General features: G+C 41.5%; 13 protein-coding genes. All 13 read right to left on the bottom strand.

Translation table 11 applies throughout. From position 1 onward, the window contains the following. Window positions 1-2: 2 nt before the first annotated feature. A complete protein-coding gene (gene hemB / locus AC1D69_RS06155; RefSeq protein WP_495455252.1) occupies window positions 3-1,004 on the bottom strand; it encodes a porphobilinogen synthase in 1,002 nt (333 codons plus the stop codon). Between the two features lie 566 nt (window positions 1,005-1,570). Further along, window positions 1,571-3,112, bottom strand: coding sequence for a uroporphyrinogen-III C-methyltransferase (cobA, locus tag AC1D69_RS06150; RefSeq protein WP_495455311.1), 1,542 nt, complete (start codon window positions 3,110-3,112; stop codon window positions 1,571-1,573). Window positions 3,113-3,125: 13 nt separating this feature from the next. Further along, the gene (gene hemC, locus AC1D69_RS06145) at window positions 3,126-4,082 is read right to left on the bottom strand and encodes a hydroxymethylbilane synthase (protein ID WP_495455251.1); all 957 of its coding nucleotides are present in this window, start codon (window positions 4,080-4,082) and stop codon (window positions 3,126-3,128) included. Between the two features lie 3 nt (window positions 4,083-4,085). Further along, window positions 4,086-4,733, bottom strand: coding sequence for a precorrin-2 dehydrogenase/sirohydrochlorin ferrochelatase family protein (locus AC1D69_RS06140; protein WP_495455250.1), 648 nt, complete (start codon window positions 4,731-4,733; stop codon window positions 4,086-4,088). Between the two features lie 8 nt (window positions 4,734-4,741). Beyond that, window positions 4,742-5,569, bottom strand: coding sequence for a cytochrome c biogenesis protein CcsA (gene ccsA / locus AC1D69_RS06135; protein WP_495455249.1), 828 nt, complete (start codon window positions 5,567-5,569; stop codon window positions 4,742-4,744). A 15-nt stretch (window positions 5,570-5,584) separates the two neighbouring features. Beyond that, the gene (gene hemA / locus AC1D69_RS06130) at window positions 5,585-6,979 is read right to left on the bottom strand and encodes a glutamyl-tRNA reductase (protein WP_495455248.1); all 1,395 of its coding nucleotides are present in this window, start codon (window positions 6,977-6,979) and stop codon (window positions 5,585-5,587) included. Between the two features lie 217 nt (window positions 6,980-7,196). Further along, window positions 7,197-7,721 carry a hypothetical protein gene (locus AC1D69_RS06125; protein ID WP_495455247.1) on the bottom strand — a complete coding sequence of 175 codons (525 nt, stop codon included), beginning with the start codon at window positions 7,719-7,721 and terminating at the stop codon, window positions 7,197-7,199. Window positions 7,722-7,833: 112 nt separating this feature from the next. Further along, a complete protein-coding gene (gene speD / locus AC1D69_RS06120; RefSeq protein ID WP_495455246.1) occupies window positions 7,834-8,232 on the bottom strand; it encodes an adenosylmethionine decarboxylase in 399 nt (132 codons plus the stop codon). A 273-nt stretch (window positions 8,233-8,505) separates the two neighbouring features. Further along, complete coding sequence (locus AC1D69_RS06115; RefSeq protein ID WP_495455245.1) at window positions 8,506-9,093, bottom strand: non-ribosomal peptide synthetase module; 588 nt, start codon at window positions 9,091-9,093, stop codon at window positions 8,506-8,508. A 208-nt stretch (window positions 9,094-9,301) separates the two neighbouring features. Next, complete coding sequence (gene yihA, locus AC1D69_RS06110) at window positions 9,302-9,922, bottom strand: ribosome biogenesis GTP-binding protein YihA/YsxC (RefSeq protein WP_495455244.1); 621 nt, start codon at window positions 9,920-9,922, stop codon at window positions 9,302-9,304. A gap of 17 nt (window positions 9,923-9,939) precedes the next feature. After that, entirely contained in the window at window positions 9,940-12,276 is a 2,337-nt protein-coding gene (lon, locus tag AC1D69_RS06105; protein WP_495455243.1) for an endopeptidase La, read from the bottom strand. Between the two features lie 88 nt (window positions 12,277-12,364). Further along, the gene (gene lonB / locus AC1D69_RS06100; protein WP_495455242.1) at window positions 12,365-14,101 is read right to left on the bottom strand and encodes an ATP-dependent protease LonB; all 1,737 of its coding nucleotides are present in this window, start codon (window positions 14,099-14,101) and stop codon (window positions 12,365-12,367) included. Window positions 14,102-14,238: 137 nt separating this feature from the next. After that, a complete protein-coding gene (ispG, locus tag AC1D69_RS06095; protein ID WP_495455241.1) occupies window positions 14,239-15,348 on the bottom strand; it encodes a flavodoxin-dependent (E)-4-hydroxy-3-methylbut-2-enyl-diphosphate synthase in 1,110 nt (369 codons plus the stop codon). Window positions 15,349-15,465: the final 117 nt, after the last annotated feature.

Raw genomic sequence — 15,465 nt, 5'->3', positions numbered from 1 at the left:
ATTTATTTCTCAGTTAACCAACCCGCCATATCCTTAGCAAAATAAGTGATGATAATATCCGCACCAGCGCGCTTCATTCCTGTAAGCATTTCTTGTACAATGGCCTTCTCATTAATCCAACCCTGCTGTGCAGCAGCTTTGACCATAGAATATTCTCCACTTACATTATAGGCTACCAACGGAAGGTCGAATTGATCCTTAATCATCCTCATGATATCCATATAAGCTAACGCGGGTTTCACCATCAACATATCCGCACCTTCAAGCACATCTGATTCTGCTTCTCTAAGGGCTTCTCTTGCATTAGCAGGGTCCATTTGATAAGTTTTACGGTCACCGAACTGAGGTGCCGAATCAGCCGCTTCGCGGAACGGACCATAGAATGCTGATGCGTATTTCACGGAATAGGACATAATCGGAATGTGCTGATATCCCGCTTCATCCAGACCTTCACGAATCGCTTGGACAAATCCGTCCATCATATTAGATGGTGCGATGATATCTGCTCCCGCTTTCGCTTGGGATACGGCAGTCTTCACTAACAGAACAAGTGACTCATCGTTTAGTACATCTCCGTGAACATGGCCATCGTGTTCAAACGTATGTACCATCCCACAATGTCCGTGATCCGTAAATTCACACAGACATGTATCTGCAATGACTAACAATTCTGGATACCAGCTTTTGATCAGGCGAGTGGCTTCTTGCACAATACCATCTTCTGCAAATCCAGAAGAACCCACACTATCCTTTGTTTCTGGTATACCGAACAATAGTACTGCCGGGATTCCTAATGATGCAATATGATCTACTTCATTCTTCAACGTATCCAGTGAGAAATGATATACACCTGGCATAGATGTAATTTCTTTCTTTACATTCGTACCATAGGTTACGAAAATCGGTTGTACCAAGTCTTGTACATTCAGAACCGTCTCCCGTACCATATTACGAATACCTACAGATTGACGTAAACGACGATGCCGTACTAATGGAAAACTCATAGTTGAAAACCTCCTGAAATTTTTCGAGCATATACTGCTTGCGTAACTTCGAGAAAAATACTACGGAAGCATATGCTTAAATTTTTCGAGCATATACTTCTAGCATAATCTTCGAGAAAAATACTACGAAAGCATATGCTTAGTTTTTTTGCATAATCTTCCGTGATACACTTCGAAAAAACTCGCTTCGAAAGCATAATCCTTTTTCAAGCATATACTTCATAATTACCCTGGACTTGAGGTGAGCATGACCGCTACGGTAACAGATTGTCCTTACGATCGCTGTTGCCCTCAGATTTCTTTATTATATACCGCCTTTAGCGGTAGAAATCCGATGGCAAGATTATGCTTCCGATGTAGCTTTCCTAAGGAAAGCTTTTAGGCGACCGCTTCGCTTCTACAGGACAATTCCGCTCCCTTCGCTACTTCCATCATTACATTATTTCTACCAAGGGACAGATCTTGGTATATTTCAAGAAAACTATTTCATGGGCAGTATCTAAGTTTTTCAGAATATTCATTCTGTCAAACTCCAAAAGATCATTCTACACCTTGATCCTCTAAGTTTAAACTTCCGACGCATTCCAAGAGCATAAGGATTGAATTAAGCTATCGATGGTCGCTTCTTCCGCAATGCGAACTACGGATAGACCTGCTTCGATCGCTGTCTTAGCAGTAATTTCCCCAATACAGAGGATTTCAACCCCTTCTAGTCGCTTAATAGGGTCTTCAATTCCCATTCGTTTCAGAATGGCTATAAGATTGCTGACTGTAGAGGAGCTTGTAAAAGTAATAGCATGAATACCGCCCTCGTCAAACATTCTTAACAGTTCAACATCATCTTCCCCGGTCATAACGTTATGATAAGTAACCGTATCGGTTACTTCTAGTCCCATCTCTGTAAGCTTCTCAGGAAGCCACATTCTACCTTTATCTCCACGTGGTAGCAGAACCTTCTGTCCTGCCTTCAATCGATCCCCTAGCACCTCTACCATGCCTTCAGCTTGGAATCGTTCTGGGAGCTGTTCGGGGATTATAGAACGCGATTTTAAAGCCTTAGCAGTAGATGGTCCCACAGCTACAATCTTAGCCTGATGTAATGAACGGATATCCTTCCCTTGCTCTTGTAAATGCTGAAAGAAGAACTCCACGCCATTTACACTAGTGAAGAAGATCCAATCATACTCACCTATTGCTGCAAACGTCGTTTCTAAGTTTGATAGTTCAATCGGATCTGACGGCTTCACGATCTCAATAACTGGGAACTCGTAAGGTTCTCCACCTAGCTCTTCGATTCTATTCGCCAGCTCGCTGCTTTGCGAACGAGCACGGGTTACGAGAATTCGTTTACCGAAAAGCGGCATATATTCTGCCCACATCAACTTTTCACGTTGCAATACTACATCACCCACCACGATAACAGCAGGTGCTTGAAAATTAGCAGCTTTCACCTTTTCTTCTATATCTAGAAGAGTCCCGGTTAGCGTCTCCTGCTCAGCACGAGTTCCCCAACGTACGAGTGCAACAGGAGTACTCTCAAGACGTCCATTCAATATTAATTGTTTACTAATATATCCTATTTTGGCGACACCCATCATAAAGATGAGCGTACCCGTTGCATTCGCTAGCTTATCCCATTGAATCATTTTATCAAGTTTGTCAGGGCTCTCATGTCCTGTAATAATTGAGAGTGAAGAAGCCATATCACGGTGAGTCACAGGAATACCCGCATAGGCTGGAACACTTATAGCGGAAGTGATACCCGGAATGATCTCATAACTGATTCCATTTCTTCTAAGCAGTTCTGCTTCCTCTCCAACACGTCCAAAAATAGTAGGGTCTCCCCCTTTCAGCCGAGTCACCGTCTTACCCTCAAGTGCAAGATCGACCAACAACTGATTAATCTCCTCTTGCTTCATCGTATGACGGTCTGGAAGCTTACCAACGTACACCTTCTCTGCACCTGGCTTCATCGATTGTAACAACCGTGGATTTGCCAAACGGTCATACACAACGACATCTGCCTTCGTGATACATTTCAACCCTTTGACTGTAATAAGACCCGCATCTCCCGGTCCGGCTCCCACTAAATATACTTTCCCATGAATGAATGACATTTCGTTATCCCCTTACTTGTGCCAATATATTCTCCGCCCCTTGAGCAATTAACTTCTCTGCAACTTCCAGTCCAAGCTTCTCTGGTTGTGATCCTGTTAAGGTCTCTTTCAAAATGATATCCCCATCAGGTGACCCGACCATACCTGTTAATTGTATAACTTTGGCACCCGTTTGGGAAACATCTGCTGGATCAGTCACCCACACCGCATGTGCACCAATTGGCACCTGACATCCACCATTCAGAACGCTTAGAAACTTCCGTTCAGCCTCTACCGTTAACGAAGTAGCTTCATCATTATAAAGAGCCAGAAGCTTACGCAGCGATTCATCATCTTCACGACATTCAATCCCTAATGCACCTTGACCTACAGCAGGAAGACACACGTCTACCGCAAGATACGATGTGACACGATCTTCCCAACCCATGCGATATAGACCCGCAGCTGCAAGTAGAATAGCCTGAAACTCCCCATTCTCAAGCTTACGAAGACGAGAGTCGATATTACCTCGGATGGATTCTAATTGGAGATCAGGACGATAAGCCTTAAGTTGACTAGAACGTCTTAAACTACTTGTACCCACTTTAGCCCCTTGAGGCAATTGGTCTAGATTCAATCCTTCTGTAGAGATAAGACAATCACGTGCATCTACCCGAAGTGGAACTGCGCCGTTGATCAGCCCTTCAGGCAACTCAGACGGCATATCTTTCATACTATGTACAGCCATGTCGATTTCTTTATCCAACATTGCCTGTTCAATCTCTTTAACAAACAGACCTTTACCGCCTACTTTTGAAAGAGTCACATCCAGAATGCGATCACCTTTTGTAATAATCTTCTTTACTTCAAATCGAAAATCCATCCCATGCTCATCGCTAAGTTTCTGTAACGCATCAATCACTTGACCTGTTTGTGTTAAGGCTAGTGCACTTTGTCTACTACCTACAATAATTGTCCGCATTCCTTATGCCTCCTTATGATTTACAATCCATTGTTCTATTTCAGTATCATTCCACTCCCTGAAGGCACCTCGTCTGATGTCCTCGAGAATGGGTTGTTGGGCTAATGATCTAAATAACTTATGGCGTTGCTCAGGTGATTCTACCCGTTTCTTTATTTCTAAACGCATCAGATGAAGGAAATCCAGATAACACTCATATTCATCGCCATATGCCTCATCCAAGTTCTTGCACAAACTTTTTGCTACCGAAGGACCAGCACCATCAGTGGACACAGCAATAGTAAGTCGCCCACGCCTCATGACTGCCGGGTTAATAAACGTACCCATTTCTCCATGACTCGCAACATTGACGGGAATTCCGTTCAACTTCGCTTCTTCTGCTATTTGCAGATTCAACGCCTCATGACCCGTTGTAGCATGGACGAGCCAATATCCTACAGTATCTCCATCATCAAATGCACGTGGTATCCACTTTATACGGTTAGTTTCATATAACATGAATAACCCCTGTGTAAGTTGTGGGCTAATGATCGTAATCATAGCTTTTGCTTCAAGGAGTGATCTAGTCTTTCTTTCTGCAATCATCCCTCCACCCACAACCAAGCAGGGACGCTCTTCACAATCTAACAGTATAGGAATATAACTTGCCATATTATCGATTACACTCCCGTCCACCAATGAAAATTCGACCACGAATTCAGCAAGAGATTTAAGACAATAACCGCATAACCAATTAATGCCCATTTAGACATCGTAACACCTGAATTTTGTTTTGATCTTCTTTTGACAAAATAATATATGAAGACGCCTAGGCCAATGAATGTTGTCAGGACTTTGGAATCTAACAGCAACTCCAATCTCCCTTCAGCAATAATGGAGAGTACCGCTACAATTAATGATATTGCTAAAAGCGGAGTCCCTATCAACATACCATAGTAAGACAACTTATCCATCATTTCAAGACTAGGCAGACGTCTCATCGTGTCATTCCATTTCTTGTTTTTCAACTTTTTGTGAAGAAATAGATACATCGCTGCAAATACAGCAGACACCGTAAATGACACAACGCTTAAATTAGCTAACACGATATGAAACAATAACAATCCATGCACACCTTGCCAATTACTCAACGGGTTATTACCCGAGTCAAACCACAAGTGATTAAACACAAGAGCGCAGAAACCAATCACACTGAACAATAAAATCGTGAATTCGGATTTCCGAAAGAAACTCATTAGTAATGATGCAACCACTAGAATAAATGAAAACATGAACAAGAAATCGTAAAGCGTGACTATGGGCACGATAACTTCCTGCCAAGTACGCACTCCAAGTACTGTGCATAATAACACTAACACAATAATAAGAAGCCCTGTGCCCATCCGCTTCGCACTCGAATTGCGACGAATGCAATCCCAGAAAAAAAACAGAAGGCTCAGGGCATAAATATAAATGCCTGTATCATAAATTTTACTTACTAACCACATATAATTCACCCACCTTTATAGGCCGGCAGGCATCAAAGATGCCTTAGAGAGTGAGGATAGGATGTCCGAAGATTTACTTGATGTACTTACAACTTGAGGTTTAGAACCAGAGACCCGATCTTTGTCGTTATCCTGTTCGTGCATTTGATCTTCTAAGGCAAATATCTGCGTAAAGAAATCCAGAGCCTCATTTCCTTGCTTCTCACCCGTCATTTCCTTAATTCGATTAATCGGATCATGCATCATTTGATTCACGATACTTTTGGTTAACCGACGAATGACCTTCCGTTGATGATCATCCAGTTCTGGAAGCTTATTGAACAAGCTTTCCATAGTCTCTTCATGAATCGTATTAGACTTCTCTTGCAAAGCACGAATAGCAGGTCTAACGCCAAGTGTCTTCAACCACTGATGAAATACAGCGATCTCTTCCTTAATCATAATTTCAATCTTAACCGCTTCAGCACGGCGCATCTCAAGATTGCTCTCCACGATCCCTTCCAAGTCATCGATATCATATAAAAACACATTATGAATATCGCCTATAGCAGGATCTATGTCTCTTGGCACAGCAATATCAATCATAAATAGCGGGCGAGATTGTCGATTCTTCATGCTCTCCTTGACCTGCGAAGAAGTTAATACATAATCTTTAGCTCCCGTAGAACTAATAAGAATATCCACTTCATCCAAACGACTGATAGCTGTCTCAAGGGTGCATGGCGTACCATTAAACTTAAGAGCTAGTTCCTGTGCTCTCGCTAGCGTACGGTTAGCTACAATGACTTCATCTGCACCGTTAGCATACAAATGTTTCACCGTTAATTCGCTCATCTTACCTGCACCAAGAATGAGTACCTTTTTGTCTGTAAACAACCCAAAAATACGCTTTCCAAGTTCAACCGCAGCATAACTTATGGAGACAGCACTTTCCCCAATATTGGTCTCGGAATGAACCCTTTTGCCTAGCGTTACGGCTTGTTTAAACAACATATTAAACCAAACACCTGTTGCATTATTCTGTTGCGACTGTAGAAAAGCGTTCCGAACTTGACCTAAGATTTGCGTTTCACCCAGAACCATCGAGTCTAAACTACATGTCACACGGAATAAATGAGAGATAGCCTGTTCATCTTCATATATATAGAGATGATTTGTGAATTCTTCACGCGAAATACCGAACCATTGTTCCATAAAACTTCTTATAAAATAGCCGCACATGTGTAGTCGATCAACGACCACATAAATTTCTGTACGATTACAAGTCGCAACAATGACACCCTCTAAGACACTCTTAGTAAGCTTCAATTGGCGCAGGGCTTCCGGTAGATCTTTATCTGCGAATGTAAATTTCTCTCTCACTTCCACAGGCGCCGTGCGATAATTCAACCCTACAACGACGATGTGCATTACGATGTCACCTGCCTCAGTTAAAATGAAATAATTGAACCGTTTAAAGTGGTGTATATCGAACATTCAAACAATTAATTTCAGAATCAATATGTTAATTATATCACACTTGTTCGACACACCATGTCGATTTTATGACATGTTTATGAACCCATATTTCTTCCATTAGTGTTAGTAGTATCTTCATTATCTATACTTCTCATCCTGTACCCGAATCCTAATCTGAAATTAGCTTATCCAATTTTTGACCGAGTTGATCTAATTGATTCGCTTGGTTCTTCATAATATGATGGCTTCCATCTACAAGAAGACTATAGATCGGTAAAAGTTCCGCAAATGATGTGCTATATTCTACTAATTGATCTCGTTCATTCTGTTGAAGCGGTCGTTCTCCACCAATCTGCCAACTGGTAATCTTATTCACCAATTCTTCAATAGCAGGTAACCGATTCAAGTTATTCTCCCCAAATGTTTTTACCATTCGTTCGTGACCAAAGTGTGCTGAATACGCTGCTAGCTTAAGTCCATTCAACTGTTCGGTAGTATCCATATGAATTACATCCATTAAGGATGAGTTCAATATTTCCATCTGAAAATGTACAACTTCAAAGAGCATTTGACCCGCATCTTCTTGTTCCTCATGTTGTGGGTTGAATATCCGATACCCTTGATACACTAAACTCCCTATTAACAACAATATGACACATAGGAATAAAATGTCCCTATTCTTTTTTCGTTTCATTCACAACGCCCCCTTATACATGAATACCTATGTAATAGTGTATGGGGCTTTAAAAAAACAAATAACCATGGACGTCCATGGTTATGTTCTAAACGATATGATAATGACGTTATTATACGAGCTCGACTGGTTGCATTTCTGGTGTTTCTACAGTCATTTCTCCTAAACCACGCACAAGCTTTTTAGCAAACGTTTTTTCCGGTTTCAATACGGATACCAGGTAATCAATAGCCAATTGTGGATCAACTGTTTCTCCACAGGTATAACAATCAATGGCTGCAAAACCTCTCTCAGGGTAAGTATGAATCGAGAGATGACTTTCTGACAACAATACTAGCACAGTAGCACCTTGTGGTTCAAACTGCTTAGATTGCACGGACATAACCGTTGCTCCACACGCCTCCGCAGCCTCCACCATGTGATTCTGCAAAAATTCGGCACTGTTAAGCATTCCAAAATCGACACCCCAAGTATCTACAGCAACGTGTCTTCCGAAAGTCGAATATTCCATCTTTCGGTTTCCCCCTTCCTAGGAATAAAATGTTTGAAAAATTTCATCCGCTAGGACCTACGTCATTCACTTCTCGAGGGATAAATCTCTCGTAACATAATGTCCTGAGTGAATCCTGGTTCCTAATATTCTTTTCAACGAGATTAAAAATAACATCTATTGGAATGAATTGCAATACTTTTTTTAAGAATTTCAAATTTATAATATGCTCATAAATAAAAAAGGGAACTCTTTTCGATAGTCGAAAAAAGATCCCTTTGTTAACTAGATATATCAAGCTTCCATTGCAAACCATTTCGCACTACCTAATCGAAGCTTCTCATCAATGATTTGAATATCATTAGTGCTATTAGCTTTGTTCCGTTGATCTAGCCAAAAGTTAATATCCTTGTAAGTTGCAGAAATTTCTTGTTCAACTTCTTTAGATTGAAATAATTGTTCTAGATCTGCCAAGTCATGTTTGTGTTCAAACACTAAGCGACTACCTTCAGAGGTCATTTCCTCAATTCGTTGAACCGATCCATGCGTATAATAATACATCATTGTGAATCCTTGATAAATACGATTCACCTTACCATCACCTTTACAAGTCATGAATAACGTACGAACCGCATTTGTCAGTCGAGGGTTCACCAAGCGGCATGACAACTCACAGAGGTATACACCATCCTTGCATACAATAGGTAAATGAACTTCCTCCCCACTCACGTCCTCGAGCACGATCTCTTGCTCTCCACTGCCTAACACTAACACTTTAGGATGTACATAGCAGTGTTCCATCGATTGCAGAAACTGATTCATTTGAAGTTCTGTTAATTGTAATTTGGCTTTTACATATTCTGTGGCTAACCGCTGAGCCATAAAAATCTCCTCAATTCTTTGTTTCAATACTTAGTATTATTATACAGCACAATTATAATAAATTTCTTGTCAACAAATCATTGATTTTCCACTAAATTTCATAAAAAATCCGATTAATCCCGATTGTATTATGAATTTCATATAGGATGCTCACTTTCATAGCTGAAAAACGCTGAATACCTACGTCATTCATTGAAATATAAGATCCCTACGCTTCAGGAAGATCGTCTTCATTCTCTGATGTAGGCATAGTGTGAGCTTCAATGATACTCCATAACTCATCTTTACCCAATCCAGTCTCAGATGAAAACAAAACCATCGGATGGTCAATTCTCAAACTTAAGCATTCTTTCATTTGTTTAATCTGTTTCGCCCAACGACTACGCGGAATTTTATCTGCCTTCGTTGCAACTACACAGACGGGCATATCATAATGGGAGATCCAATCATACATAATCACATCATCTTTGGACGGCGGATGCCGTAGATCCACAATCAGTAACAGCAATTTTAAAGTATCTCTTTCTAATAGATACCTTTCAATCATTGTACCCCATGCCTGCCGCTGTGTTTTGGAGACTTTAGCGAAACCATAGCCTGGGAAATCCACAAGATATAATAGATCATTAATACGATAATAATTTAATTGCTGTGTTTTACCTGGCGTGGAGCTTGTACGAGCCAAGTTCTTACGATTGATCATTTTGTTAATGAGTGACGACTTACCCACATTGGAACGCCCTGCCAGAGCAATCTCTGGCAAGGCGTCCTCCGGGTATTGATCAGGGCCAACAGCACTAATCACAAACTCGGATTTAGTAACTTTCATAATTATATAATTCCTCTCTAGTGCACTCCCGTATGTTCCACAAGCGCATGTTGTAGTACCTGGTCCATATGCGACACAGGTATAAATTCTACTTCATTCTTTATGCTGTCAGGAATCTCACTTAAATCCCGTTCATTATCTTTAGGGAGCAGAATTTTTTTGTAGCCTGCACGATGGGCGGCAAGTGATTTCTCTTTCAATCCACCTATGGGTAACACGCGTCCTCGCAAGGTAATTTCACCTGTCATAGCCACATCCTTGGATACGTATTTCTTTGTCAAAGCAGATATTAAGGCCGTTGCAATCGTAATTCCTGCTGAAGGTCCATCCTTAGGTATAGCTCCTTCAGGAATATGAATGTGAATATCATTTTTCTCATGAAAATCAACTGAGATACCTAGCTCTTCTGATTTAGAACGAGTATAACTAAAAGCTGCTTGTGCTGACTCTTTCATCACATCACCTAGCTGGCCTGTTAACGTTAGTTTACCCGAACCTGGGACAACTGTCACCTCAATCATTAGCGTCTCTCCACCCACTTCAGTCCAAGCGAGACCTGTCACGGTTCCAATCTGATCCTCAAGATCAGCCACACCATGACGGAATTTCGCAATACCTAGCTCATCCTTAAGATCATCGGGTGTTATGGTTGTTATGGATTGATGTTGTGATACGATCTTCTTAGCTGTTTTACGACACAAAGAAGCAATTTGCTGTTCTAAATTACGAACCCCTGATTCTCGCGTATATTCACGAATGACCTTTAATAAGGCTTCCTCTTCAATCTGCAGTTGATCAGGTTCTAATCCATGGTCACGTTTCTGCTTAGGCAATAAATATCGCTTCGCGATCTGTAACTTCTCAAGCTCCGTATATCCCGGAATATGAAGCACTTCCATACGATCGAGAAGAGGTCTTGGAATATTGTGTATCGCATTTGCGGTAGTAATAAACATGACTTGAGATAAGTCAAAAGGAACCTCTATAAAATGATCGCTAAATGTATTGTTCTGCTCGGGATCTAGAACCTCAAGCAACGCAGAGGATGGATCTCCTCTAAAATCAGCTGCCATTTTATCAATTTCGTCTAGAAGGAATACCGGATTTATAGATCCTGCCGTTTTCATTCCCTGTACAATGCGACCTGGCATCGCACCTACATAAGTACGACGATGTCCTCTAATCTCGGCTTCATCCCTTACGCCACCTAGAGATATCCGCACGAATTGCCGTTCTAACGATCGAGCAATGGAACGTGCTAAAGATGTCTTACCCACACCTGGTGGGCCAACTAAGCAGAGGATTGGACCCTTCATCTTCTTAACAAGTTTCTGAACAGCCAAGTACTCGAGAACACGTTCCTTAGGTTTCTCAAGACCATAATGATCCTCGTTCAGGATATCTTCTGCTCTCTGAATATCAAGGTCATCCTCAGTCTTATTACTCCAAGGCAAACTCAACAGCCAATCCACATAGTTACGGATCACTCCGCCTTCTGCTGAACTTGCTGGCATCTTCTCGAGACGATCAATTTCCTTATCAACCTTTTCTTTCACTTTATCCGGAAGATCTTTCTCCTCCATCAGCCCACGAAGTTCATCCACTTCGCCAGCACGGCCTTCCTTCTCTCCTAATTCTTTCTGAATCGCCTTCATTTGTTCACGCAAATAATATTCCTTCTGGGTCTTCTCCATTTGTTTCTTAACCCGTTGGCTAATTTTACGTTCCAATTCAAGCACTTCACGCTCGTTATTTAGGATATCAAGTAACTTCTCAAGCCGTTGATGTACATCAATCGTTTCTAATATTTCCTGTTTATCTTTAATCTTGAGCGTTAAATGACTCGTGATCACGTCTGATAAGCGACCTGGTTCCTCAATATCTGAGACAGCAGCCAACGTCTCTGACGTTACCTTCTTCGATAAATTAATATAATGTTCGAACTGAGTAAGTACGGTCCGCATCAATGCATCTATCTCAGGATCATCACTTTCCTGCTCTGGAAGTTCACGCGCAATAACCTCGTAATACTCCTCGTTATCTGTATACTGAAGAACCTCCGCTCGTTCCATTCCTTCTATTAACACACGAATAGTTCCATTTGGAAGCTTTAGCATTTGTCTTACTTTCGCTACTGTACCGATCCGAAATATATCATCTTGAGTTGGTTCTTCAATGTTCACTTCAGATTGAGAACAAAGGAGAATCAAGTTATCATCTATCATTGCTTTCTCCAAAGCCTTGACCGATTTCTCACGACCCACGTCAAGATGAAGCACCATGCTTGGGTATACAAGAAGTCCTCTCAAAGGCAATAACGGAAAACGACGACCTTTGGGTTTACTAGTCCCCATCGCTTTCGCACCTCCATTTGCTCTCTTAGGTTATACATCTTCACTATTTTAGCAAATAACATGTTGAAACACCAATAAAACACTGATTTTAAAAACTCCCCGAATCCGTTACTTGACCTGGCCGCGCTAATTTCGCGTGAAGATATGATGAAGGGACTTCCGTATAACCATCCGTAATCTCAGGGAGCAAGGTTTCTTGTAGATTATTCACCAATTCCTTGCCAAAGACATGCTGGAATACTTCCTGAATAGATTCTACTGGGATAACTTTTAGTCCATTAAGATCCTCAAATAACGATTGCCAATTTTCCTTTGGAATAATAACCGTCGTTGCACCTGCCTGGAATGCAGCTTCAACTTTCGCAATAACGCCGCCAATAGGTTTGACCTTTCCATGAATGCTAATCTCTCCAGTCATAGCAATACGATGGTCAATAGGAATCTGCTTCACAGCAGACACAATTGCTGTAGCCATAGCTATTCCTGCAGATGGACCGTCAATGGGTGTTCCCCCAGGAAAATTGATATGCAATTGATAATCGTTTGAATCTAGGCCCATTAAACGAAGGACGGTAAGAACATTCTCCACGGATCCTTTTGCCATACTTTTACGTCGGATGGTTCTTGAACCTCCACCGATCTCTTCCTCTTCAACTACTCCAGTAACATTAAAGGCACCCTGCCCCTTAGCCACTGGCGAAGCAGATACTTCTATCTCCAGTAACATCCCCATGTTAGGGCCGTACACGGCAAGCCCATTGACTACACCTATTTGTGGGTACGTGGCGATTTTTCGATCAGGGCGAGGTTGAAGTTGACTGCTGTTCGCAACCCACTCCACGTCGGACGCTTCTAATGAATCCCTCTTCTCCGTAAGAGCTAATCCAGCAGCAAGCTGAATAATATTAACAGCCTCTCTTCCGTTCGTAGCATAGTGTTTCACTACTTCTACTGCAGAAGGACACGGTGTAAGGCCAATTTTTAGAATAGCATCCTCAGCGATAGCCCCAATCTCTTCTGCTAACAAAGGTCTGAAGTAAATTTCCATACAACGAGAACGAAGCGCAGGAGGAATTTCTTGCGGAGAACGTGTCGTTGCCCCTACAAGACGGAAATCAGCAGGCAATCCATTTTGAAAAATATCATGAATGTATGCTGGTGTATTATTGTCCTCGGAGTTATAATATGCACTCTCCAACAAAACCTTGCGATCTTCTAGCACCTTTAATAACTTATTTAATTGGATAGAATGTAATTCACCAATTTCATCGATAAACAAGATCCCTCCATGCGCTTTAGTTACTGCACCTGGTTTCGGTTGTGGAATACCTGCAACGCCCATTGAGCCTGCACCTTGATATATTGGATCATGAACAGACCCAATCAATGGATCCGCAATACCACGTTCGTCAAAACGAGCTGTTGTTGCATCAATCTCTGTAAATTTTGCATCACTTTTAAATGGAGAAGAAGGGTTCTTCTTAGCTTCCTGTAGAACTACACGTGCTGCAGCTGTCTTCCCTACACCTGGAGGGCCATATATAATGACATGCTGAGGGTTCCCACTACACAATGCTGCTTTCAAGGCACGTAGTCCATCCTTTTGTCCTACGATATCCTCTATGGATTGTGGTCGTGTTTTCTCTGCAAGAGGTTTGGTAAGTGATACAGATCGAAGTTTCCGTAATTTCTCTAACTCCTTTTTCGATTCTCTGTCGACTGCTGAACGGTTGGTCTTCTGACCACGCAATAGATTCCAGAAGTAAATACCGATCACAACACCGAAGAACAATTGAACTAACATAAATATCATAGTAAAATTCATGGTCATCCTCCCGTTTCTTTAACTAGTATTAGGTTAATACTTGATAGTATTGCCTTTTCCTCTCCCAATAAACGCAAAAAACACAAAAAAGAGCTATAGTCCCCATTCATCAGGGCTATAGCTCTCTTCTTACAAAATTATGATTGATGTTGATGATTACGGCCAGGAATTTCTCCTGTTGCTTCGAATACTTCAACAATATGATCTATTTCTTTCTTCAGTTCACTAACCAGATCAGCTTCAGGGACCTTACGGATCATCTCTCCATAACGGAAGAGCATTCCTTCACCTCGTGCTCCTGCAATCCCAATATCTGCCTCACGAGCCTCGCCTGGACCATTTACAGCACATCCAAGAACCGAAACCTTAATAGGCACCTTCAATTTAGAAATATATTCTTCAACCTCGTTGGCAATAGAGAACAGATCTATGTCTAGTCTTCCACAAGTAGGACATGAGATCAACGTAGGAGCGTTAGAGATTAATCCGAATGACTTCAGAATCTCACGCGCTACCTTTATTTCCTCTACTGGATCCGCACTAAGTGAAATGCGTAAGGTATTACCAATCCCCATAGATAATAGAGCTCCGATACCCGCAGAACTCTTTATTGTACCCGAGAATAATGTTCCTGCTTCTGTAATTCCGAGATGCAATGGATATGGAATAACTTCTGCTGCCTTACGATAAGCCTCAATAGCCATCGGTACATCTGACGCTTTTAGGGAAACGATAATATCGTGAAAGTCTAGCTCTTCCAAGATCCCAATGTGAAAAAGAGCACTCTCAACCATGGCATCCGGTGTTGGATAGCCGTATTTCTCAAGCAAATGATTCTCTAGAGAACCTGCATTGACACCGATACGGATGGGAATACCGTGAGCTTTACAAGCTTTAACAACCTCTTCCACTTTCGAGCGACGACCAATATTACCAGGATTAATACGAACTTTATCAATCCCATTCTCAATAGCTTTCAAAGCTAATCTATAATCAAAATGAATATCCGCAACAAGTGGAATATGAATTTGTTTCTTTATTTCCTTAATAGCATCTGCCGCTTCCTCATTGTTAACGGTGACCCGCACCATTTGGCAGCCTGCTTCTTCCAAGCGTAATATTTCAGCAACTGTCGCTTCTACATCCGCTGTCTTTGTTGTACACATACTTTGAATGATAACATCATCGCTTCCACCAATAACTAGGTTTCCAACTTTCACAGGACGTGTGTCTTTTCTTGAAAACATGTTTACCTCCCCTTAACGCTAAAACTCCACCCCTAACCCCAAACGTCAAAATTTGCACGGTATAGGGTAGAAGTGGACCTTCGGCAATCGCTTTATAAAGTCCTTTAGGATGTTGTT

It is taken from the genome of Paenibacillus sp. Y301 (genome assembly GCF_059445505.1).
The sequence above is the reverse complement of the archived record's forward strand: the minus strand, read 5'-3'. Positions and strand labels throughout refer to the sequence as shown.

Coding starts and splice junctions, on each gene's coding strand:
- lon (WP_495455243.1), bottom strand. CDS start 12,276: ATGGGGACTAGTAAACCCAAAGGTCGTCGTTTTCCGTTATTGCCTTTG.
- AC1D69_RS06140 (WP_495455250.1), bottom strand. CDS start 4,733: ATGGCAAGTTATATTCCTATACTGTTAGATTGTGAAGAGCGTCCCTGC.
- hemC (WP_495455251.1), bottom strand. CDS start 4,082: ATGCGGACAATTATTGTAGGTAGTAGACAAAGTGCACTAGCCTTAACA.
- hemB (WP_495455252.1), bottom strand. CDS start 1,004: ATGAGTTTTCCATTAGTACGGCATCGTCGTTTACGTCAATCTGTAGGT.
- AC1D69_RS06125 (WP_495455247.1), bottom strand. CDS start 7,721: ATGAAACGAAAAAAGAATAGGGACATTTTATTCCTATGTGTCATATTG.
- hemA (WP_495455248.1), bottom strand. CDS start 6,979: ATGCACATCGTCGTTGTAGGGTTGAATTATCGCACGGCGCCTGTGGAA.
- AC1D69_RS06115 (WP_495455245.1), bottom strand. CDS start 9,093: ATGGCTCAGCGGTTAGCCACAGAATATGTAAAAGCCAAATTACAATTA.
- yihA (WP_495455244.1), bottom strand. CDS start 9,922: ATGAAAGTTACTAAATCCGAGTTTGTGATTAGTGCTGTTGGCCCTGAT.
- lonB (WP_495455242.1), bottom strand. CDS start 14,101: ATGAATTTTACTATGATATTTATGTTAGTTCAATTGTTCTTCGGTGTT.
- speD (WP_495455246.1), bottom strand. CDS start 8,232: ATGGAATATTCGACTTTCGGAAGACACGTTGCTGTAGATACTTGGGGT.
- ispG (WP_495455241.1), bottom strand. CDS start 15,348: ATGTTTTCAAGAAAAGACACACGTCCTGTGAAAGTTGGAAACCTAGTT.
- ccsA (WP_495455249.1), bottom strand. CDS start 5,569: ATGTGGTTAGTAAGTAAAATTTATGATACAGGCATTTATATTTATGCC.